The 21,839-nt window shown below is 61.9% G+C and carries 18 protein-coding genes; 4 read left to right on the top strand and 14 right to left on the bottom strand.

Going from position 1 to position 21,839, the window contains the following annotated elements:
- Positions 1-65: 65 nt before the first annotated feature.
- A complete protein-coding gene (locus LAN64_18450) occupies positions 66-1,166 on the bottom strand; it encodes a hypothetical protein (protein MBZ5569814.1) in 1,101 nt (366 codons plus the stop codon).
- An 87-nt stretch (positions 1,167-1,253) separates the two neighbouring features.
- On the opposite strand from LAN64_18450, the gene LAN64_18445 reads away from it, so the two are divergent.
- From LAN64_18445 to LAN64_18435, 3 genes are all read left to right on the top strand, one after another.
- On the top strand, positions 1,254-1,724 hold the full coding sequence (locus LAN64_18445; protein MBZ5569813.1) for a VOC family protein: 471 nt from the start codon (positions 1,254-1,256) through the stop codon (positions 1,722-1,724).
- A 133-nt stretch (positions 1,725-1,857) separates the two neighbouring features.
- Positions 1,858-2,142 (top strand): hypothetical protein, encoded by a 285-nt coding sequence (locus LAN64_18440; protein MBZ5569812.1) that lies wholly within the window; start codon positions 1,858-1,860, stop codon positions 2,140-2,142.
- 236 nt (positions 2,143-2,378) lie between these two features.
- A complete protein-coding gene (locus tag LAN64_18435; protein MBZ5569811.1) occupies positions 2,379-2,723 on the top strand; it encodes a 4Fe-4S dicluster domain-containing protein in 345 nt (114 codons plus the stop codon).
- On the opposite strand, the gene LAN64_18430 is transcribed toward LAN64_18435, so the two are convergent.
- The 6 genes from LAN64_18430 to LAN64_18405 form a co-directional block, all read right to left on the bottom strand.
- A complete protein-coding gene (locus LAN64_18430; GenBank protein MBZ5569810.1) occupies positions 2,710-2,877 on the bottom strand; it encodes a hypothetical protein in 168 nt (55 codons plus the stop codon). The two genes, LAN64_18435 and LAN64_18430, sit on opposite strands and share 14 nt — an antisense overlap.
- A 60-nt stretch (positions 2,878-2,937) precedes the next feature.
- Complete coding sequence (locus LAN64_18425; protein ID MBZ5569809.1) at positions 2,938-4,413, bottom strand: APC family permease; 1,476 nt, start codon at positions 4,411-4,413, stop codon at positions 2,938-2,940.
- Between the two features lie 55 nt (positions 4,414-4,468).
- Positions 4,469-5,962 (bottom strand): argininosuccinate lyase, encoded by a 1,494-nt coding sequence (gene argH, locus LAN64_18420; GenBank protein MBZ5569808.1) that lies wholly within the window; start codon positions 5,960-5,962, stop codon positions 4,469-4,471.
- Positions 5,963-6,078: 116 nt separating this feature from the next.
- Positions 6,079-8,415: a TonB-dependent receptor gene (locus LAN64_18415; protein MBZ5569807.1), complete on the bottom strand. Its 2,337-nt coding sequence runs from the start codon at positions 8,413-8,415 to the stop codon at positions 6,079-6,081.
- Positions 8,415-8,891 (bottom strand): carboxypeptidase-like regulatory domain-containing protein, encoded by a 477-nt coding sequence (locus LAN64_18410; protein ID MBZ5569806.1) that lies wholly within the window; start codon positions 8,889-8,891, stop codon positions 8,415-8,417. The genes LAN64_18415 and LAN64_18410 overlap by 1 nt, the downstream gene beginning before the upstream one ends.
- 104 nt (positions 8,892-8,995) lie before the next feature.
- A complete protein-coding gene (locus LAN64_18405) occupies positions 8,996-10,231 on the bottom strand; it encodes an ROK family protein (protein ID MBZ5569805.1) in 1,236 nt (411 codons plus the stop codon).
- A 192-nt stretch (positions 10,232-10,423) separates the two neighbouring features.
- On the opposite strand from LAN64_18405, the gene LAN64_18400 reads away from it, so the two are divergent.
- Complete coding sequence (locus LAN64_18400) at positions 10,424-13,177, top strand: PIG-L family deacetylase (protein MBZ5569804.1); 2,754 nt, start codon at positions 10,424-10,426, stop codon at positions 13,175-13,177.
- Between the two features lie 48 nt (positions 13,178-13,225).
- On the opposite strand, the gene LAN64_18395 is transcribed toward LAN64_18400, so the two are convergent.
- From LAN64_18395 to LAN64_18365, 7 genes are all read right to left on the bottom strand, one after another.
- Positions 13,226-13,852, bottom strand: coding sequence for a molecular chaperone TorD family protein (locus LAN64_18395; GenBank protein ID MBZ5569803.1), 627 nt, complete (start codon positions 13,850-13,852; stop codon positions 13,226-13,228).
- 7 nt (positions 13,853-13,859) lie between these two features.
- The gene (locus LAN64_18390) at positions 13,860-14,582 is read right to left on the bottom strand and encodes a hypothetical protein (GenBank protein MBZ5569802.1); all 723 of its coding nucleotides are present in this window, start codon (positions 14,580-14,582) and stop codon (positions 13,860-13,862) included.
- A gap of 9 nt (positions 14,583-14,591) precedes the next feature.
- The gene (locus LAN64_18385) at positions 14,592-15,593 is read right to left on the bottom strand and encodes a respiratory nitrate reductase subunit beta (protein ID MBZ5569801.1); all 1,002 of its coding nucleotides are present in this window, start codon (positions 15,591-15,593) and stop codon (positions 14,592-14,594) included.
- A 10-nt stretch (positions 15,594-15,603) separates the two neighbouring features.
- The gene (locus tag LAN64_18380) at positions 15,604-18,369 is read right to left on the bottom strand and encodes a molybdopterin-dependent oxidoreductase (GenBank protein MBZ5569800.1); all 2,766 of its coding nucleotides are present in this window, start codon (positions 18,367-18,369) and stop codon (positions 15,604-15,606) included.
- Positions 18,366-19,838 (bottom strand): c-type cytochrome, encoded by a 1,473-nt coding sequence (locus tag LAN64_18375; GenBank protein ID MBZ5569799.1) that lies wholly within the window; start codon positions 19,836-19,838, stop codon positions 18,366-18,368. Before LAN64_18375 ends, LAN64_18380 begins: the two co-directional genes overlap by 4 nt.
- A gap of 10 nt (positions 19,839-19,848) precedes the next feature.
- Positions 19,849-21,387, bottom strand: coding sequence for a cytochrome b N-terminal domain-containing protein (locus LAN64_18370; protein ID MBZ5569798.1), 1,539 nt, complete (start codon positions 21,385-21,387; stop codon positions 19,849-19,851).
- Positions 21,388-21,397: 10 nt separating this feature from the next.
- Positions 21,398-21,839: ubiquinol-cytochrome c reductase iron-sulfur subunit (locus tag LAN64_18365; GenBank protein MBZ5569797.1), on the bottom strand; the 442-nt coding region annotated here is incomplete at its 5' end.

The raw sequence follows: 21,839 nt of genomic DNA, 5'->3' as shown, positions 1-21,839 counted from the left end.
CAGTGCCGGGAAAGCGTTTCTCCCCTCCGTCCGGCCGAAGGGGTTTTTGTGCGCGCCGGAACTGCTTATGGAACGCAATCGGTCGCGACGGCGTTCTTGATTTCAGACGCCTTGCGGCTTTCGATCGCATCTTTGACCCACTTGCGGACCGGTTTGATCGCCTTCACGTCCTCATCGGTGCTGTAACGCGAATTCGCCGCGTTTCGTGTCGTGTCTCGCCGGTCATTCTGGATCCCGAAATAGCTCGAAAAGGCAAGGTTCTGGATGCCTTCCCCGCGCGCGATCGACAGCACCGTGAAATCGGCTTCCCGCACCGCCATGCCGTTGGGCAGGTTGGTGTGCTCCATGGCCTTCAGTTCCGGCGTGTCGAGCAACCGCCGCAGCTCGTTCAGTTGTTCCGCCGTGACCGAGCTTTCGAAAACCCGCGGCTTCGCCTGGAAGGAAGGTTTCTGCTCGCCGCGTTCCAGGTGGTAGTGGAGGTCGGGATACACGGTAGCGCAGGTGCGGGTCACGTAGCCATTTGCAACGTGTTCCAGCGAGATCCGCATGACAAACGGCGCCACCACGCCGCTGCTGGACGACGTCCGCACTTGGCTCGACGAATCGACTGCCCCGCGAATGGCGGGGGCCACCGTGCGTTCGCCCCGCGATTCACAATGAGTAGGCTCGCCCTTTACGCTGGACGCCCCCGGCCGCTCTCTTGCCACCATGTCAAACCACTTTGTCAGCGGATCCAGAATATTCGCGAACGGCTTCCGGCTCTGAGGAGTGGTGAAGCTCAGCTTCTGCCATCCCTCCTGTCGTCGTATGGCAACCAATAATTGGTCCAGGCTCTCGGTGGCCGGGGGTGCGCTGATCTGCTGTTGCGACAGCCGCCGTAGATCGTCGCTATTCAGCGACCGCTCCAATTCGGAAATGCTGGTAGCAGGCAGCTTCCCGGCATAGACCTCGGATTTCGCCGGATAGATTTTTTCCAGCTCATACTCGCCGCTTCGCTTCACCAGCACGCACACATTCTCATCCCGGCGGACGCGCTGCATGCGCAACAGGATCTCTTCTTCCCCAAGCTGGGCTGGTGCTTGCGCCCACAGCGTGGGCAACGCCAGCAGCGTGGTACAGAGCAATAGGACAAGTCGCCGATGAAGGTTCATAGCGGGACGCCGCATTCTGCCTCCGATCGCCCTGGCGGGCAACAGCAATATTACGGCTGGGCGTGCTCTGATAAAATCTACTTCCATTGTGGGAGGAGGATTATGGCTAACACATCCACCAAAACTCATTACATTCCCGCCGGCTACCACACCGCTACGCCTTACCTGATCGTCCGCAACGCCGCCAAGGCCCTCGACTGGTACAAGAACGTTCTCGGCGCCGTCGAGGTATTGCGTTTCCCGATGCCCGACGGAAAAATCGGCCACGCCGAAATCAAATTCGGTGACTCTCACGTCATGCTCGCCGACGAATTCCCCGAGATGAACGCCGTTAGCCCGGAGACCATCGGCGGCACCGCGTCCGCCATCATGATCTACGTCGAGGACGTGGACTCCGTCTTCCACAAAGCCGTCGCCAAAAGCGCCAAGGTGAAGCAGGATCTTCAGGACAAGTTCTATGGCGACCGCAACGCCACCATCTACGATCCCTTCGGCCACCAGTGGACCATTGCCACTCACGTCGAAGATGTCTCGCCCGAAGAAATGCAGCGCCGCATGGCGCAAATGAAGTAGTCAGGAGCCAGCAGTCGGGAGTCAGCCGCTGACTCCCGACTCCTGAACGTTCACGCCAAGATCCCGGACCAACGACGAGTTCGACCCTTCCCCTCGCTTTGTTACAATAAAACCCAGGTGAGGATCTGACCGGATGGCGATGGAATCCGACAAGGTGATGTTCGAGATCTACCGCGAAGCCGCTTACACCGGCAAATACCGCGTCGTCTATTACACCGAGCTCAACGAGAACAACAAGGAGTGGGAGATCAACCGTGCCCTCTCCGGCGAGCATTTCTACGACGGCTTCATCAAGAACTATCGTAAGGACGAGGCCAAGGACATCGTGGATTCCATCCTGCGGCGCCTCAACGACGGCGAAAAGCTCACCTCTGAGGACGTCGAAAACGCCCTCAGCGAGCACATCGCCGCCGGATAATTTGGAGCGCCAGCACGGTTTGTATGGGCCCACCAGTATTCTTTAGGTGGTGTCATCCCGAGCGAGGACGCGCCAATCAACCAGCCGCGGCGGTTTTGCGCGGCGGGTTGGCGCGCCCGAGTCGAGGGACCTGCTTTTCCTTAATTCGCACCGCGTTTTACCAAAAGCGGCCGACTGATCGACTGACAGACTGAGAAACTAAGACAATGTCCACGCAACCGCAATCCAACCCCGGCATGGTCCCCGACGAACTCAAGCACGAGCCGCGTTCCAAGGGCCTCACTACCGCGCGCAAGAAGAAGCCCAAAGAGCTGGCGGTGATCACCGAATGTTGCACCGGATGCGCCGGCTCGCCTGCCTGCGTCGAGTATTGTCCGGTGGAAGACTGCATGTTCTGGGTCCCCGACGAAGATCATCCGCCCTTCGGCCGCATCCAGGTGGATCCGCTGCTCTGCATCGGCTGCAAGAAGTGCACCAGCAAGGGCCCCGACGGCTGTTTCCTCGACGGCTGTCCTTGGGACGCCATCGTCATGGTGGACACCCCCGAGGTTGAAAAAGAAGTCGGCGTCATGCCCTACTGAGCAGATTGATTGGGAGGTTTTGGACGCAGTAGAAATTGATGGCGCCATCACACCCGATCAGATCCTCGCTGATGAACCTGCCGATGGAGGGATCGTAGTATCTGGCGCGGTAGGAAGAAACGTTTCCAGAGACCTTTCCGCGCGGAGCGTACATTGGATCAGGAGTATCGCGCGACCCAATCCTAACTCTGGCCACGGCAACTCTGGAATTGCTCTAGGCCTTCTTCTGCAACGGCCACTCGCCGCGGCTGGCGGCGCGTATCAAGTACACCGCGATGCCAAGCACCAGCAGTACGGCGGCATAGCGGATCTCGCGCATGAAGTTAGAGCGGGCCACAAGAATGTAGATAAATCCCAGGCTGGCGAACAAAACCGGAAGCGGGTACAGCCACATGCGGAACGGTCGAGCCAGATCGGGACGGCGGCGCCGCAGCACGATCACTCCCACCTGCTGCAACAGAAATTGCAGCAGGATCCGGATGACGACCAGCGCGGCGATAACATCGGCCAGGCTGAGAAAGCAGAAGGCGATCGCAACCGCGCCCAGCGCTAGCAGCGAGACATAGGGAAAACGATGCCTCGGGTGTACGCGCGCGAACACCGAGAAGTAGTTGCCGTCGAGGGCGGCGGCATAGGGCACGCGGGAATAGCCCAGCAGCAGCGAAAACACCGAACCGAACGCCGTCCACATGATCAGCAGCGTCACCAACACTCCCGCCCAGTGTCCATACAGCCGCTGCATGAAAACCGAGATCACGAAATGCGTGTCCGTTCCGGCGGTATCTTTCAGCTCTTGCCACGGCATCACGCCCAGCACGCTGATGTTCATCAGGATGTAAATGAAAGCCACGGCGGCGATCGACCACAGGATGGTGCGCGGAATGTTGCGTGCCGGATCTTTGACCTCACCGCCCAAGAAACAGACGTTGTAGTAGCCCCAATAATCGTACGTCGCGATCAGCATGGCGGCGCCCAGGCCGGTGAAGAATTCTCCCGAGAGATGAAATGCGCCCGGAGGGAAGCTGAACGCGCGCGCGGCATTAAAGTGGGTGATCCCCGCGAAGATAATCCAGCCAATCGTGACAATGACCCCGGCCCAGAGGAACTTCGACAGGCGGCTGATGGTGGCGATGTTGCGGTACAGCAGGAACACGGCCAACACCACGGCAGAGATTGCGACAAACGTGCCTGGCGACACCGTCGTGTGGGCCTCGATCCTGCCGATCAGCGGCACCGGCACATGGAAGTTTCCCTGGGCAAGGTTGCTGCGCAAGCTCGGCCAGAGGTAACCGGCGTATTGCCCCAGCCCAATACAACCGGACGCTATCGAAAGCGGCGCGCTGAAGCTCAACTGCCAGATGAACAGGAATGAAACCAGCCGGCCCAGCTTGTTTGCGCCATAGATCTCTTTCAAGAAATAGTACGACCCACCCGCCTGCGGCATCGCGGCGCCCAATTCCGCCCAAACCAGGCCGTCGCACAGCGCGAGAATTGCGCCCACGATCCAGCCCAGCATGGCTTGCGGGCCGCCCATCGCCGCCACGATCAGCGGCAGCGTGATCAGCGGGCCAACGCCGATCATGTCGATCATGTTGATGGCGATGGCGCCGCCCAGGCCCATGCCGCGCAGCAATTGCGGAGAGCCGGACGCCGCATTCTGTGCTGGGACGGATTCGGGGCGGGGACACATTCGACTGTTGGGTTTCCGCGGCTCCAGCTCGGAGAAAACCGTGTACGGCGTCGATTTACTTTACCAGCGCGCTGGCGGCTTCATGGAGCAGTTCGGGGTAACGATGCAGCAAACGCTGCTTTTCTTGCAGCCATTCTGAAAATCGCGCTTGCTCGCGCCGCGCCGCGTCAATTTCCGTGCTGACCGCTGACGGCGCGGGCCCGCCCACGATGGTTCGTACGCGCACGAAGTTGTCGGCGTCGAGTGCGCGTTCCAGTTCCCGGCGCGCAACCGTAAGCGCGCGGCCGATCATAGTCGGTGCCAGGCGCTCCACTTCATCGACCATGCGCTCCGCTGAATAAGCCGGTCCGACCGCCCGCACCGCCTCCGAGACCAGGCGGTGCGCGGCACGGAAGCTCAGATTCTCGCGCCGCACCAGCGTGTCCGCCAGTTCCGTAACCGTGAGGAAGCTGCCGTTCGCCAGGCGCGTCAGCCGTTCGCGATCTACCTCCGTGTTGGCCATCACCCCGGCAAACAAGCGCAGGGCGCGCTCGGCGTCGGCAAACATGGAGAACGCCAGCGGCTGCAGATCGTCTTCGCTGTCCACGATGTCGCCGAACGGAGTGTTGTGCGCCGCCGTGAGGATGGCTTGCGCCTGCCCCAGTGCCTTGCTGGCCAGGATGCGGGTGTGCTCCAGCGAAACCGGATTGCGCTTCTGCGGCATGATGCTGCTGGCCTGCACGTACGCATCGCGCAGCTTCAGGAATCCAAATTCCTTGGTGCACCACAGCAGCAGGTCCTGCACCAGCTTGCCAAGGTTCACCATGGCAACGGCCACCGTTGAGGCCGACTCGGTGAGGTAATCGATGGCGGCAATCGCGCCGTAGGAATTGACCTGCAGCCCTTCAAAGCCGAGCAGGCGCGCGGTATAGTCGCGATCGATGGCGAAGCCGGTCGTGGTGATCGCACAGGCGCCCAGCGGACTGCGGTTGACGGTAGCAAACGCCGGCTGCAGACGCTGGAAATCGCGCCCCAGGAATTCGACGGCGGCCATCAGGTAATGGGCCAACGTGGTGGGTTGCGCCGGCTGGGTATGGGTATAGCCGGGCATCACGGTTTCGAGATGTGCCGCAGCCAGTTGCAATAACTGTTCCCGTGCCGCGGCGACCGCCCCGGCCATCTTCAGCACTTCGCGGCGCACCGTCATGCGATAAAGCGTCAGGTCGATGTCGTTGCGGCTGCGCGCCGTGTGCATCCGGCCGGCGACATCTGCCCCGCAGTCGGCCGCCAATTGATCCTCCAGGTAGAAGAACAGGTCCTCGCATCTGCCGTCATAGACGGCGGCTGCGATCTCGCCGCGGTTCAGTTGGTCGAGACCCCGAAGGCAGGCTTGCGCATCGGACGCGCTGATGATGTCTTGCCGCGCCAGCATCAACGTGTGGGCATAATGGATTTCGAGCAGGGCTTCGAGGAAGTAGCGCTTGGCATCCTCGAAATTGACCGCCAGCACGGTTTCGGCATAAACGGGCGCCGGGAAGGGCGCCTCCGACAGTGGCTTCGGAGCCTTCATCGATTCCTGCTTCTATGATATCGCGGCTGCGCGCCGAGCAGACGGATTCACCGCGGTCGTTTCATGAAGCGCATGGGACAATCGCCCTGCTCCGGCGGATCTTTAACGCAAAAAATCTACCAGCGGAGTCCTAATCCGAACTGCACAATGCGACCCTCGAGCACGGTGCCGGTCGGCCGGAAGGTCGGAGGCGTGGTAATCACACCGCTTGCGTTCACAGCGGCCGTGGTGCTGATGGAGGTTACGTTGGGATGGTTGAACAGGTTGTTAGCTTCCACCAGGAACTGTGGTGTCACGCGCTCCCACAGGCGCGCGATGGTCCGGGTGTAGCGCAAGTCCACCTGGTAGATGTTGGGAGTGCGGGCGGTGTTGCGGCCCACAAACAGGGGCCTGGTTACGGAGCCGGTGGTCGAGTCGCCGTTTAAGGTGCTGTTGGCCACGATGTTCTGCGTATCGCCGGAGGAGAAGTTGCCCAGGATGGCGAACATGTTGTCGTTGAGCAGCTTGTTCAGCACACGATTCTCCAGCTTGGGCTGGGGCTCGAGCACGGCGCTCACAGTCAGGGCATGGGGCCGGTCCACGCTGCTGTTGCCGCGATCGCGCCGGCGGTTGGTCGTGTCCTCGATCGGCAGGTTTTGCTCGAAGCTGTTGGCTTCGGGCGCATCGCTAATGGTGTGGGACCACGTGTAAGAAGCGCTTACCTGCAAGCCCCGCGACAGGCGATGATTCCAGGTCAAGAGCAGGGCATTGTAGCTGGAATTGGCGCCGACGTCCTGCAAAGTAATGTTGTTGAACTGAGGGTACAGCCGGGTGGCGGCGCTGACGGTGGAAGCGAAGATAGGTCGTCCGTCGCCCAGCGTTCCGATGGGATTGATCAGGTTCATGTTGCGCAAAAAGGCCAGATGCCGCCCGGCGGTCAACACGTAGCCTAGCGAGACCACATCGTTCCGGCTGAGTTCGCGGGAGATCTGCAGGCTGGCATTCACGGTGTAGGCGTTCTTATAATCCGGCGTGACCGTGGTTACGTCCTGTGCCGGCGGAGTAAGCGCGGCGATCGCAGGAAAGGCGGGCGCACCGGCCGGCGGCGTGCAAGCTGCGACACCTCTGCAGCCGCTGACGGAAGCGCTGCCGATTCGGTTCGAGCCGTCCAGGTTCAAGGTGTTGAACCAGATATTGGTCGGAGGTGCGTCGAAGAAGAGGCCGCCGGAGGCCCGCAGCACGGTCTTGTCGTTAATCCGATAGGAGAAGCCAAGACGCGGCGCCACGTTTCCGTTGGGGGTGGTGAACTTGCGCGATAAGAGGAAGGGAGCGTTGGGGTTGGCCTCGGGCGGTTGGAAGCGGTCGTAACGCAAGCCGTAGATCAGCACCAGGTTGGGTGTCACCTGCCAGGTGTCCTGCGCGTAGAGACCCCAGAATAGAGAGCGGTAGTGCAGGCCAGTGGGGTCGGACTGGGTGCTGAAGGTCGTGTAAGCGAACGGGTTGCTGCCATTCTTCGCGGCCAGGTATGCGTCTACGCTGGGGAAGGTGTATTGATTGAAGCTGACAGAGCGTTGCAGGTCAATGATATCGGAGATGTTGAAGCCCGCCTTGAAGGTGTGTCTTCCACGAATCCACGTCAGGTTCTCGTTCGCGTTGGGGATCTTTTCCGCAAAACGGTCGCCGGCGGCGTTGGTGCCGTTGAAGGCGGCAATGCCAGAGATCAAGATGACCGGCCCGGGACCGTTCTGCGCGCCATTGAAGTGCGTGTTCTGGCGGTAGGGCCAGGAGAAGCGGAACTCGTTCAGCAGGTTGGTGGAGATGGTACTCACCAGTTGCATGCCAATGACATGCGCACGGTCACGAAAGTCGCTCCAGGCGTCCAGCGCGCTGAGGCCTGCGGAGATGCCGTTGCTATTGGTGTTGATGGGGAATTGATTGCGGAAATAGTTGTAGCGCAGGAAGGCTTGGTTGCGCGTGGAGATGTTCCAGTCCACACGCGCATCGACAAATTGCCCGTGCAGGACGCCCGGCGCGCTCCCCAGCAGACTACTACTGAGGCCCAGCGCAGTGGCATTGGCGGAGCTGATAGTGATCGGAGTGGGCACGCCGCGCGTCAGGTGCTCGTAGGAGCCAAAGACGAACAACTTGTCCTTGACGATGGGCGCACCCGCATTCATGGCGAAGTCTTGCAGCTTCAGTTCCGGCTTCGCTGCTGTCGGCGAGAGCAAGATGGGGCGGGCGGTAGCGTCCACGGAGCGCCGGATCCAGTTGAACATGCCGTGAAAGGTGTTGGTGCCGGAGTTGGTGATCACGTTGAAGATGTTGCCCGAGGTGCCGCCAAACTCGGGCGCGAAGCTGTTGGCCACCGTCTGTACCTCGCGGACATACGTGTCCGAGATGGGAAACAGGCGCAGGCCATAGCGGTCGCTCTGCGTGTCCACCATGCCGTCCATCTGGTAGTTGATCCGGTCCATCAGGCCGTTGGTGTTGATGGTGCGCGGAATGCCCAGTTCGGGATTCGGGTGTCCGCTGACCCCCGGCTGAAACAGCCGCCGGTCACCTCCACCGCCGTTTCCACCTGGCCTACTTTTAACTGCGCGTCGATTACCGCTTCCTTCCCGGCCTCGAGCACGACGTTGGAGTGCTTGAGCGACGCAAAACCGGTCTTCTGGACCGTGACCTCATACTCGCCCAGCGGCAGATTAGGAAAGACGTAATAGCCCTCGGAGTTGGTGCTGCCGGACCGGGAGAAGCCGGTGGACCGGTTGGCGACGCTGACCGCGGCTTCCGCAATCGCGGCGCCGGTGGGGTCCGAAACCCGGCCGCGGATGGTGCCGTTGATAGCCTGCGATTGTCCCCACGCGGCAACCGATACCAAGCTCGCCATGGTGAGGCACACGAACAAGGACACGATCAAACCGCGCCCACGAATAGAATTGCGGCGTGCCATACGCTTCACTCCTCGGTTGGAAGTCTTGTGCCGGCCGTGGTCCTAACTTCGTAAGTACCCCTAATAAAGTTGCGCAAGGCTTGTATCACCTGCTACGGTTGCTGTCAAGCGCCGGCGCCCAGCAACCGGGCTTCGGCATGATCGAGCGCCAGGCGGACGGCGCCGAAAAGCTGGGCGTCCTTGCCGAGTGCGCTCAGAGCCAAGCGAGGGCGGGCAAATTCGTTGCGCTCGAGAAGACGGCGGATCGCCTCGAAGAACGGCGGGCTGGTACCGATGCCGCCGCCCAGCACGACCAAAGAGGAATTCAGCACCAGCGAGACGTTAAGGACGGTGTTGCTTACCATGCGCGCGGCTTCCTGCAACAAGCGGCGCGCTGCGGGATGTCCCGCCTTGGCGTATTCGAAAACCTGCGTCGCCTGGGCGCGCCGAGAGCCGTTGCCGGAATGAGTCATCCGCCGCCAGGCGCGCTCGATCGCCGCGCCTCCGATCACGCTTTCCAGCGGGCCCGGCCGGTTGAACCGCAGCACGCCATCCGGAGTGCCCGGCACATGCATGGATCCCACTTCCCCCGCCGCCCAGTCGTCACCATGATGCAGCCGTCCATCCACAAAAATGCCGGCTCCAATGCCCGTGCCGATGGCCAGGAAAACGAAATTCCTGACCCCCCGGGCAGCGCCGCACCAGCTTTCGCCCAAGGCGCCAAGATTGACGTCGTTCTCGATGGCTGCGGCAACGCCCAGCTTGTCCTCCAGCAGTTGACGAAGGGGAACATTCTGCCATTGCGCCAGATGAGGCGCGGAGAGCACGATGCCCGCCTCCACGTCCGTGATGCCGGGGGCGCCGGCAGCGATCGTGAGCAGGCGCGAGCGCGACAGCTTTTGCTGGCGCAACAGTTCGCGAACCCCCGTGGCCACCATCGCCGCTATGCGCTCCGGAGTTCCGTTGCCCCGCGTGCTGGCTGCCCAGCGTCCCATGACCGTGCCGTTCAGATCGGCCAACCCCACCCGCACCGCCGATCCGCCAATGTCGGCGCCGGCTACGCACCCGAATCCCCCATTGAAACGCAGCAGGCCGGGGGGCCGTCCGCCGCTGGACACGCCCGCCCCCAGCGTCTCCACCAGCCGCTTGCGCCGCAGGTAGTCAATCGCGCTCGATATGGTGGGCGCACTCAGCCCGCTCGATCGCACCAGGTCGGCGCGCGAGCACGGGCCCTGCGCCCGCAAGAGACCCAGCACCGCTGCGGCATTTGCCCGCCGCAAATGCGTCGGACGCAGCGGTCCTCTGCCTTCCGAGCGTGCGAAAGCATCGTCGGAATCGATTTCAACTGGAGAGCGGACCAAGCGGGCACCTGCGGGAGCGACTAACTTAAAGACTTTTACAAAGTTCGTCAAGCGCCAAAGCGGTGTGGTATATCTATGCTCTTTACCTTGCGTAACAACTTTCGCAAGCGCCGGGGGAGGAGCATGCAACCGCGTCCGGTGCGGCGCGCTGGGATCGTCGCCGCAACTACTCTGATCCTGATCGCAACCGGCATGGCGCAGACGCCGACCCAGATCGCGATCTCGCCCAGCACGCAGGCCACGCCACTGCCTTTAGACCGGGGCGCTGGGGCGGTCTGGCAGTCCTTGCTGAAGCTGCGCACGCGCGCCAGTTTGCTGATGATCACCGCCCATCCTGACGATGAAGACGGCGGCATGATGACCTACGAGTCGCGCGGCCAGGGAGCGCGGGTGGCGCTGCTCACGCTCAACCGCGGCGAGGGCGGGCAGAACGTCATGTCGCCCGATTACTGGGACGCCCTCGGCTTGGTGCGTACCCAGGAACTGCTGTCGGCCGACCGCTACATCGGCACCCAGCAGTACTGGACACGCGTCGCCGATTTCGGTTTCTCCAAGACCAAGGAAGAAGCGCTGCAAAAATGGGGGCACGACCGCGTGTTGTACGACGTTGTCCGCATCGTGCGCATGAATCGCCCCCTGGTCATAGCTTCCGTGTTCTCCGGCAACCTCAGCGACGGCCACGGCCAACACCAGGTCGCCGGCGAAGCGGCGCAGGAGGTGTTCCAGGCGGCCTGCGACCCCAAAGTCTTTCCCGACCAGATCCAGGCCGGGTTGCGGCCGTGGTGTCCGGCCAAGATGTACGCCCGCGTGCCCACCTTCGCCATCTCCGACAAGGGCATGTATGACTACGCCACCGGGCACTGGGCGCCACTGCGCTTCTACGACTACCTGTCGCGGAGCTGGATCGAAGGCACGCCATCCACCAACCTGGAGATACCGGAGGGTCAGTACTCGCCCCTGGCCGGGCTGTCCTACTTGCAGATCGCGCGCGAGGGCCTGGGACTGCAAAGATCGCAGAACGGCGGCGGCAGCATCCCGCCAGCGGGGCCCTTGACCATTTCCTATCACCGCTACGGATCGCGAGTGCCGGCACGCGACAAGGAGACATCGTTTTTCGACGGCGTGGACACGTCCCTGCTGGGGATTGCGGCGCTGGCCAAGGACGATCCCGGGTTCGTCAAGCAGGGCCTGCAGCAGATCAGCGATTTGGTGGAGAAGGCGGCCACCGGCTTTGCCTTCCAGGAACCGGAAAAGATTGCGCCCACCTTGGCCGCAGGCTTGAAGGCCGTCAACGACCTCATCTCCCGCGTCGAGGCAAGCGGACTCTCGGAGCAGTCCCGCTACGACGTCTTGCACGAGCTACACGTCAAGCAGGCGCAGTTCAACAATGCTGTCGCCGAGGCGCTGGGGCTTTCGCTGCTCGCCACGGTCGCGCCGGAACGCGAAGCGACCGGCTTTTTCGCGCGCTTCATGGGCTTGCAGGAGTCCTTCCAGGTCGCCATCCCCGGACAGCGCTTCCAAGTGAACGTTCGAGTCGCCAACCAGAGTTCGGCGCCGCTCCAGGTAAGCAGTGTTGCACTGAAGGCGAGCGACACCGAGCCCTGGACAATCGCAGCGCAGCCCGGCGGCGCCGGCGAATTGGCCGGCGGCGAGGCGCGCGAAGTCCGCTTCACCGTCACCGTGCCCGAGAATGCCGCCCCGACGCGGCCATACTTTCAGCGTCCCAACTCTGAGCAGCCGTACTATGACATCCTCGACCCTCGCTATCTCAATCAGTCGATGCCGCCGTATCCCCTGGATGCTTGGGTGGAAGTGAATTACCACGGTGTGCCGGTGCGGCTCGGCCAAGTGGTGCAGGTAGTGAAGCGTATAACCGGCATGGGCACGGTGCTCGACCCACTCGTCGTCGCGCCCGCCATTTCCGCCTGGATTTCCCCGGCCGCGGGAATCGTGCCCCTGGGCGAGAAGTCTTTTCCCCTCTCCGTCGTGGTGCACAGCAACGTCAAGGGTCCGGCCAAGGGAACGGTGCGCTTGGGACTGCCCTCGGGATGGAAAGCGTCCCCGCCGGTGGCGCAGTTCGCCACCAGCAAAGATGGGGAAGACGAATCCGTCAACTTCAGCGTCCAGCCGGCTGCGCTGCAGGAAAAGCCGTACACCGTTACGGCCGTGGCGGAATACCAGGGTCGTCAATACCGCCAGGGCTATCGCACGGTCGGCTACACCGGCTTGCGTCCAGCCGAGTTATATCGTCCCGCGACCTATCGCGCCGCTGGCGTCGACGTCAAGATCGCGCCCAACCTCAACCTGGCCTACATCATGGGCACGGGCGACGAGGTTCCGCAGTCGCTTGAGAACCTGGGCGTGCGCGTCCACTTCCTTAGCCCCCAGGACCTGGCGAATGGCGACCTGCGGAGATTCGATGCCATTGTGCTGGGCGTGCGCACTTATGCCGCCCGGCCGGAGCTGCGCACCTACAACAACCGCTTGCTCGATTATGTGCACCATGGCGGCGTCGTCATCGTGCAGTACAACACGCCTCAGTACGACCATAACTACGGGCCTTATCCCTATTCCCTGAGCGGCGACCCGGAGAAGGTCGTCGACGAGACCTCGGCCGTGCAAATCCTGGCGCCCGACAATCCCGTCTTGAACTGGCCCAACAAGATCACGACCCACGATTTTCATGGCTGGGCAGAGGAGCGCGGCCACGACTTCATGCGGTCGTGGGATCCGCAATGGGAAGCGCTGGTCGAAACCCACGATCCCGGTCAAGCGCCGCAGAAGGGCGGCTGGCTTTACGCCCGCTACGGCAAGGGCGTTTACATGTACGTGGCCTATGCGCTGTATCGCCAGTTGCCGGAGGGCGTGCCGGGAGCCTATCGCCTGTTCGCCAACATGTTGAGCCTGGCGAAAAATCCGCAGTCGGCGGCTGCCGCGGCGAACTAGGTGCTCTTTGGGGGACCTGTTCCTGGTCTGCCGCCGGCAGTGGGGACATCAGCGGCTGACTTCATCGCGCCGGTGTTGCAGAAATACCGTGAGCAGACGCATGAGGGGACCAAAAACAAAAGGAGAAACACGATTCACCTTGGTACCCGCCTGGGCCACCCAATTCAGCATGTGGCGGCTTATGAAATCGGTCTCGAGCTTGGCGAGACTACCGCGGGTGGCGGAATCCGGCGCGTTCTCCAACGTATAGTGCACGGCGGCGAGAAACTCCAGTTGCGTGATCAGATAGTCGGGGACGGCACATCTTGAATCCCACCTGAGTCCGAGCGCCTCGTAAAACCACGTGTTCTCGAGCGCGATCTCTTGCGGGGGCCTGGTCTTATCATGCGCTGACTCGAACAGAGGTACCGGGGGCTCGGGAATCCCAACATCAAAGAGCGCGATGTACGCCGCTTCGTATTCTTCGCGGCTTTTGAACCAGGCGAAGTCCGGGAAATCTCCCGCGCAGCGTAGCTGCTGCCACAGGCCGGCAAGCAAGTCCTTCAACGCCGGCTGCGCGAGTGTGTCGAAGCGCTCGGGTGACGGCGACGCGAACACCAAGGCGAAGAATCTGTACGGATCCAGGTCTTCCCAATCGAGCTTCCCCGAGGCGCGGGATCCGCTGGCTGCTGTCATGAACTCCTCACTGCAATACCTGCCACACTGAAAAGTACTTTCTCCCGTCGCGATCCTTCTGGCTGCCATTCCAAAGGGCAAACGCCAGCGGCGTGCCCGACGCCAGATCGGGCAACTCCAAAGCCACCGTCCAGCGGCCCTTCTCGTAAGAGCCGTGTGCGGCAAAGGAGGCGCCGGTCCTGCGCGTGGTACCGCGTCCAGCCGCCTCCATCAGCATCGGACCGCGCGCGGCGTTCCAGTAATAGATCTGCACAGGGTCACCAGTGTCACCCATCTGCAGGGAAGGCGTCACAGCACGCGGCTCGGTCGGAAACATGACGGCGGCCGCGTCGAAGAATCTGTCCTCGGCTTCCGTGGGGAGCTTGCGAAAGCGCGCCTCGGGGGGCGTATTCGGGACCTCCGGCAGCGAGGCGCTGTCGTTGCTTCGATCGGCCCACGATATCTGCACCAGCAGTTTGCCGCTTGCGCGCGCAACTCGCACCTCCAGTACTGGAATTTCCAGGGATGCCGGCTCATCGGTGTCGTACAACGCGGGGGTGCGGTTCAGGCTGATCCTGTGGGCGGGAGCCTGATCCCACACCGCCGAGCCGTTCAGGAGCATGTCGGCCGTTGCCGACAGGGACGTTGCGTTCAGCGTCTGGCCGGCTGGCGCCTTGCCTGCCTGCGCACCGGCGACCGTACTGGTTACAAGTACGACCACCAGAAGCAGCGTCACTCGATTCGTTCGCATGGCAGTCTCCTAAAGCTTGATCTGCACCAGTTCAGGCTTGATGCGATAGCGCGTTGCGGCATCACGGCCGATGAGCAGTTGCAGGAGTTCGCTGCGTCCGCCGCGCTGGGCCGTCTTCAGTTCGGCCTCGAGCCGGGTGATCACCTCTCGCACCTCGGCACCAAACAGGTAGATCAGGTAATCGAGCGGCAGGCGCGGATCTTCGAGGATGCTCTTGTCGTAGTTTCCCCGCTTGGGCGGATTAAACGGCGGGACGTAGAAGACATTCGGCTGCGTGCCTTTCTCCGGAAACAGCGGCAGGGCCGCGCGGTGCACCAGCACAAGTTTGTGCACCGGAGATTCGGGATCGTCGAGCAGGCCGACAAAGCGCAATCGCCCCGGACACTGCGCGGCGCAGGCATTCACCTCGCCCTTTTCCAGGCGCGGATAACAGAAAATGCACTTCTCCGACTTGCCGGTCACCTCGTTGTAATAAATCTTCTTGTAGGGGCAAGCCTTGATGCAGTAGCGGTAGCCCTGGCAGCGCTCCTGGTCGAGGACCACGATGCCGTCTTCATGACGTTTGTAGATGGCCTTGCGCGGACACGCTTCCAGACACGCCGGATAGGTGCAGTGATTGCAGATGCGCGGCAGATAGAAGAAGTAATTCTCCTCGCCATTCATGCCGCCGACATCCTCGTCCCAGTTCACCCCGGACGTCGGAGTGGGCGACGGCATGACCGGCTTCTTCTTACCTTCGTAGAGACGCTGCTCGTAGTTGAATTCCCAGGCGTGACCGTAGTCGTCCATGGTGGGCAACGGGCTGGGCTGGAGCTGCCCGTTCTTCCAACCGCCGCCGATCCGGTCCCACTGCCGCGGGTAGCCCATCCCGGGACGCGTCTCCACGTTGTTCCAGTACATGTAGCCGGTGCCGTCGCGATCGGTCCAAAGCTTTTTGCAAGCGATGGTGCAGGTCTGGCAGCCCAGGCACTTGTTCAGGTCCATCACCATTGCATATTGGTGTTTTGACATGGCTGCCCCCTCAGACCTTTGCCTTCTCGATTTCCACTTTGATGTCGCGATTGTTGCCGGTCGGTCCCCAGTAGTTCAGCCGAAAGTTGACGTGTCCATACTTGCCGATGAGCTGCGTAGGTTTGATCTTGATGTAAGTGAGCGACTGCCAGCCGCCCTGCTGGAAGCCGAGGTATTTTTCCCAGCCGTGATACATGGTCACCCTGCCCGGTTTTTCTCCCGGCAGGATCTGCAGGCGGCAGACACATTGGCCGACGTTGTTATAGATGCGTACCCAGTCGTTGTCTCTCAGGCCGCGTTTGCGGGCATCGTCGGGATGCATGTAAACGATGGGGCCGCCGCGCTGCAACCGCAGCATGGCCCGGTGATCACGCCAGGTGGAGTGAATGGACCAGCGCCCGTGCGGCGTGTTCCAGTAGAGCGGATACTTCTCCGGCACTGGTTCCTTGAAGGTCGGCAACGCCTCACCCAATTCCAGGTACCAGGGGTGATCGATGTAGAACTGCTGCCGTCCTGTGAGCGTGCGCCACGGCCGCTTCTTCTCTAACTGGTGCTTGAACGGCGTATAGGCGATTCCGTCTTCGATGTCGCTGTTCCATGCCTCCGGGTCGGTGGCGACAAAGCGGCGCGGCTTCTCCTGCAACTGCTGGTAGGTCATGTCTTTGGTTTCGGGAGCGTTGGCGAGGATGAAGTTGGCCGCTTGCTCGTCGGTGAGGATGGTTCCTTTGCTTGTCCAGTCGTGCGCCAACTGCGTGAAATCGCGGTTCCAGTCGAAGGCATCGTCGTGGAAGGGCTTCAGACCTTTCTTCGTGGCCAACTCCGCCATTTTTTCGGCCAGGGCGTGGAAGATGTCCCAGTCCGTCTTGCTCTCGAACAACGGTTCCAGCGCTTTGCCGAAGGGATGGACGTAGCTGTGGCAATCGGTGGTGTTGATGTCCACTTTCTCGTAGTAGCTGGCTGCGGGCAGCACGACGTCGGAGTAGAGCGCCGTAGTGTCCATGCGGTAGTTGATGTCCACGATCAGGTCGAGATCGCGCCACAGCGATGACTCCAGGATCTCGTTGCCCTTGGCCTGATTGAGATAGTTGGCGCGCCACACGATGAAGGCGCGCGGCTTGCGGCCGCCCTTGGGCCACAGCGGCATCCACCCGTTCTTCACCGATTCCTGGATGTACCAGTCGATGGGCTTGCCGTTGTAGAGGTGGGGATCCTTGCTGGTGGAGTGGACGTAGCTCCAAAGCGTAGTGTTCTGGAAGCGCTGTTTCTGGCGTCCTTCGGGAAAGGCGAGCTGAAAGAAGCCGTGCTCCGGCCAGACGCGTTCCTGTCCCACGTAGTGGTTGAACCCGCCGCCGTTCTTGCCTACGTTGCCGGTGAGAGCCACCAGCAGGATGAACGAGCGGTTGACCAGGTCGTTGTGGAACCAGTGGTTCGTCCCCGCGCCGTGGATGATCATTGCGGGTTTGCGTGTTCCCAATTCCCTGGCGAACAGCTCGATTTCATGTGCCGGCAGGCCGGTGCGCGCCGCTACTTTGTCCAGCGTGTACTGGGCCAACTCTTTTTTGAGCATCTCGAAAACCGTGGTGACTTCGGCGGTTTTCCCATCCGCAAGCTGCACGCTGAAGCTCCCCGTCAGAGCCGGATCCACGCCGTTGAGCTGGATCGTCTTCTGCTCCGAGCCCATCGACCCCGGTGTCGGTACGGCGCGGTGTTGTCGCGTGTCCCAGACGTAAAACACGTCCTCTTTGCCTTTAGCCTCGAGATCGGAGTGGCGCAAGAAACGCTTCGTACCGGATAACACAAGCAGCGGCAGGTCGGTCTGCTCTTTCACGTACGGAACATCGATCAGGTTCTGGTCGATGAGGAGCCGCGCCACTCCCAGGGCAAGCATGCCGTCCGTGCCCGGATTGATCTGCCAGTACAGGTCGGCGTGCGTGGCGCTGGCGTTGTAATCGGGCGAGATACAGACGATCTTGGCGCCGTTGTAGCGAGCTTCGTAGGCGAAGTGGGCGTCGGGAATGCGCGTCTGTGAAATATTCGAACCCCATAGCACGATGTACTTGGAGTTGAACCAGTCGGCGCACTCGCAGGCCTCGGTTTGCACGCCCCAGGTAAGCGGCTCGCCCGGCGGCAGGTCGCAGTACCAGTCATAGAAGGAAAGGAATACTCCCCCGATGTAGTTCGCCAGCCGCGACCCCGCGCAGAAGCTGACCGGACTCATTGCCGGGATCACGCTAAAGAAGGTGTTGGTGTCCGGTCCGTGGTGGTAGACGTTGTCGAGCAGTTTCCCGGCGACCAGCGTGAGGGCTTCGTCCCAGGTGGCCCGGCGCCATTTGCCCTCGCCGCGTTCCCCGGTGCGAATCAGTGGGTACCGCAACCTCTGCGGGCTGTATACATACTCGACGAAGCAGCCACCCTTCTGGCATCCGCGCGGGTTGTAATCGGGCAGATCCTGGCTGATGCGGGGATAATCCGCCGCCTGTTCTTCGCGTACCATCACCCCGTTCCGGACATAGACTTTCCAGGAGCAGGAACCTGTGCAGTTGGCGGAGTGCGTCGAACGCACCACTCTGTCCCAGGTCCAGATCTTGCGATAGAAGTCCTCCCAACCGCGGTAGGGATAACTGCGGAGAGGGTCGAAGTCACCGACGAGCGTGGTGAGAACCGGCTTCTCTTTGCGGGAGCAGCCAGGGATCGCCAGAGCTGCCGCCGTCATGGCGGCAGTCTGGAGGAAGTTGCGCCGCGACCGCTGGTTGTTCGACTCGTCCTTGTCGCTCATGGCTTACCTCCCGGAATCACGTTCTTCGCAACCGCCTTCCCTCGCTTGTGCTCGCCGAGAGTGCGCAGGTACGCAAGAACGTCCGCGACGTCCTGGTCAGTGAACGCCGGCGCATCGGGTCGCTGGAAGGCGGGCATGGCGGTCCCCTGCCGTCCGGCGCGGACGGTGCGCACGATGAATTCGTCGGCCGCCGCCTTCTGAAAGACCGGATTACCGATCTCCGGCGCGATCCCCCCACGGCCGTCCATGCCGTGACAACCGGCGCAGTTGCGCAGGAACAGCGTCAAGCCCCGTGCCGAATCGCCCGCCAGCGTGAGGGGCGGCATTTTCTCGACCGCCGGCGCCCCGGCTCGCAGGTACTCCGCGACCGCCGTGATCTCCTCCGGCAGCAGGCCGCCGGCTTGTTTGTCCCACGCCGGCATCTGCGTGCCCGGCCGGCCGTGCTGGATGTTGCTGGTCAGATACTCGCGGCTCGCGGTCGCGATCAAAGAAACACCGCGAATGGCGGGGATGAAGCGTTTGAACGCTTTGTCCCAGCGGCTGTAAGTTCCATTGCCATGGCAGGCCGCGCAGTATTGCCCGTAGACTTGCTCGCCGGTGAGCGGTGCCGGATGCAGTGCACGATACTTCTGTTCGATCTTGTCGGGAGCGAGATAACTCTCCGGCACATCACGCTTCCACTGCGAAAGCATGTAAACCGTCAGCGCCAGCGCTTCCTGCCGGGTCACGGTGGGGTTGCGCATTTGGCTGCCGGCAACTAGGCCCGCGGGATCGCGGAAGTGAGCCTCCTGCCATCTCCAGGTGGTGTGTGGCGGCGCGAGATTGCTCATGATGAGCTGGTGACGCGTCTTGGCGCCTTCGTTGTCCAGCGCTGGCCCCAACGCACCCCCGCGACCTCCCAGCTTGTGGCAGGCGCCGCAACTCTTCTCCTGATAAAGCCTCATGCCGGTAAGCAGCAGTGGGATTTGTGCTGCAGGCAACTTCTCCGCGTCGTGACAAGTGGCGCAGGTGGCCTGGGTCATCTCCGGCGGAAGCAGAGGATAGTCCCAGTAGGCGTCGTCCGCCTTGGCATCACGAAACGTGGTCGCTGGTCCTTGTCCGTGATGGCAGACGGTGCATCCGAAGCGATCCACCGGATGCTTATCGAGGATGCCCGCGGGGTGGACCCGGTGGGGCAACGTGACATCCGTCATTCTCGGATCGTCGATCCCGTTGTGGCAGGTGACGCAGCGGTCCACCGTCCCCAGGGCCGGCAGGCTGACCTGCTTCAGCTCGATGTGAAACTTGGCCAGCAGTTCGCGCCCGCGCTCGTCCGTGGCTTTTTGCCGGAGAATCTCGCGATACTGGCGCTGCACCGCGCCCCACTGCGCCAGGTAGTTCTCATGTACCGCCGCGCCCACCAGATAGACGATGGTCAGAACGCTGGCCCCGAGCAGGATCCAACGATAAATGCGTGAGGGGTCCTTCATCGCATTCCCCCTAGTGCACCGGCCACTGTGAGGGCCACCAGTAGAAAAGCCAATTCGGCCCCCGGTGGATGGTGGCGAAATAGGTCAGAATGGTGAAACCGACCAGGAAACAAGTGAAGAGCGCAACCGCCGCCAGACGCACGGAGTCTTTGCGCTTCAGGACCAGCAGCGACCAGGCCGCGAAGATCAGCACCAGCAGCGAGCCAGGGTTAATAATGATGATCCACAACTGATGAATGTTGGGAAACCAGTTGCGCAACCACCCGAAGTTCACCGTAAAGGCCAGCATGACGACCGTCACCAGAACCGCAAACACCAACGAGTAACGGAAAACGGATTTCTCTCCCGGACTGCCGAACCACGTGCCTTCACCCTCGGAGCGCCGATCCAGGAATGGAATGAGGGCGAGTCCCAGGAGCACGATTACCGGGATTATCAGTCCGCCGGTAAACGCGGAATACGAAACCAGCTCCTGGATTCCGAGAAAATACCAGGGCGCCTTGGCCGGGTTTTCCGGAATCGCAGGATTGGCCAATTCTTTCAGCGGCGCGTCCCAGTAGAAGGAGAGCACGAGAGTGGACGCCACCGTGACCATGAACACGGCCAGTTCCGCCCAGAACAGGTGCGGCCAGCTCATCACGGTGTTCTCCGGTCCGCGGTTTACGGTTGGCCGCTTGCCTCTGACCAGGGCCATCAAGCCGTAGGTCTTGGTGGGAATGGGTTGGAAAACGGTTCGACGGGCGCCGCCCCATTCCGCCTCGCCGCCCATCGGGTCTTCGGGACGCGCCAGGCCGCCGTCCTTGCGAATCCGCCAGAAGTGCACGCTCAGCAGAGTGACCAGCGCCAGGGGCAACAGGAACACGTGCAGCACATAGAACCGGATCAGCGCATCCTGGCCGACATAGTTGGCGCCCAGGAGCAGCCGTTTCTGGAAACCGCCTGGATCAAGCCAGCGCGTGACGCCGAGCGCGTCGGTCAGCTCACGGGGCGAGTTGGCGATGTTCGATCCGATGGTGATGGCCCAGTAGGCTAGCTGGTCCCAGGGCAGCAGATATCCGGTGAAGCTGAGGGCTAAGGTGATTACCAGCAGCCCCAATCCCACGAGCCAGTTGAATTCGCGCGGCTTCTTGTAGCTGCCAGTGAAGAACACCCGCGCCATATGCAGGATCACGGTCAAGACCATCAACTGTGCCGCCCAGCGATGAATGTTGCGGATGAACCGTCCGGTGTAGACCGTGAAGTGGATGTCCTTGATCGACTGGTACGCCAGGTCGGTAGAAGGCTTGTAATAGACCATCAGCAGAAGGCCGGTGACCACGGTGATCAGGAACGTGCCCATCGCCATCAGGCCCAAGCCGAAGGTGAGCGTGGGACTGAGAGTGCGCACGTGGACGCGCACGCTGTGTATGTGCAGGAACAGGTTATGAAAAGTAGCCTGTGACTCTTCGCGCTCCGATTCCGGTTCTTTGCCCAGGCGGAACCAGGCATCCTTCACCGAATGCGGCAATGCCTGCAGGTTGCGAATAAATTCCTGGGCCGCGGTCGCCATGGTTCGCCTCCTACACGCGGTAACGCGTGCCTCCGGGTACTTCGTTGTCGGCATTGATCACGAGCTGGCCGTCGGCTGCCCGACTTATTTCCAGCCACGGCAGCGGCCGCGGCGCCGGACCGCCCACCACTTTTCCGCGCTCATCGAAACGCGATCCGTGGCAGGGACAGGCAAACCCCTGTTGGGCGCGCGAGACGATGCATCCCAGGTGGGTGCAGGTAGTGGAGATCGCGTAGAAGCCTTCGTCGTCGCGGAACAGCACCAGGTTCTCGTCGGAAAAAAGGGTTTCGCTGCCGGGGGCAAACTGCTCCGGCGCACCCAGCTTGAAGCGCCGCACCGGCCCGGGCAGTACAGCGGGATTCGGCAGTCGGAACAGCCCCGCTGCCGCAGTGCCGACCGCGGCAAAGAAGCTGCCCAGCGACGCTATGCTGAGAAAACTTCGCCGGGTTACG

Source organism: Terriglobia bacterium (genome assembly GCA_020073185.1).
Lineage (GTDB): Bacteria > Acidobacteriota > Terriglobia > Terriglobales > Acidobacteriaceae > JAIQGF01.
This window is presented reverse-complemented; position numbering and strand designations above follow the sequence as displayed.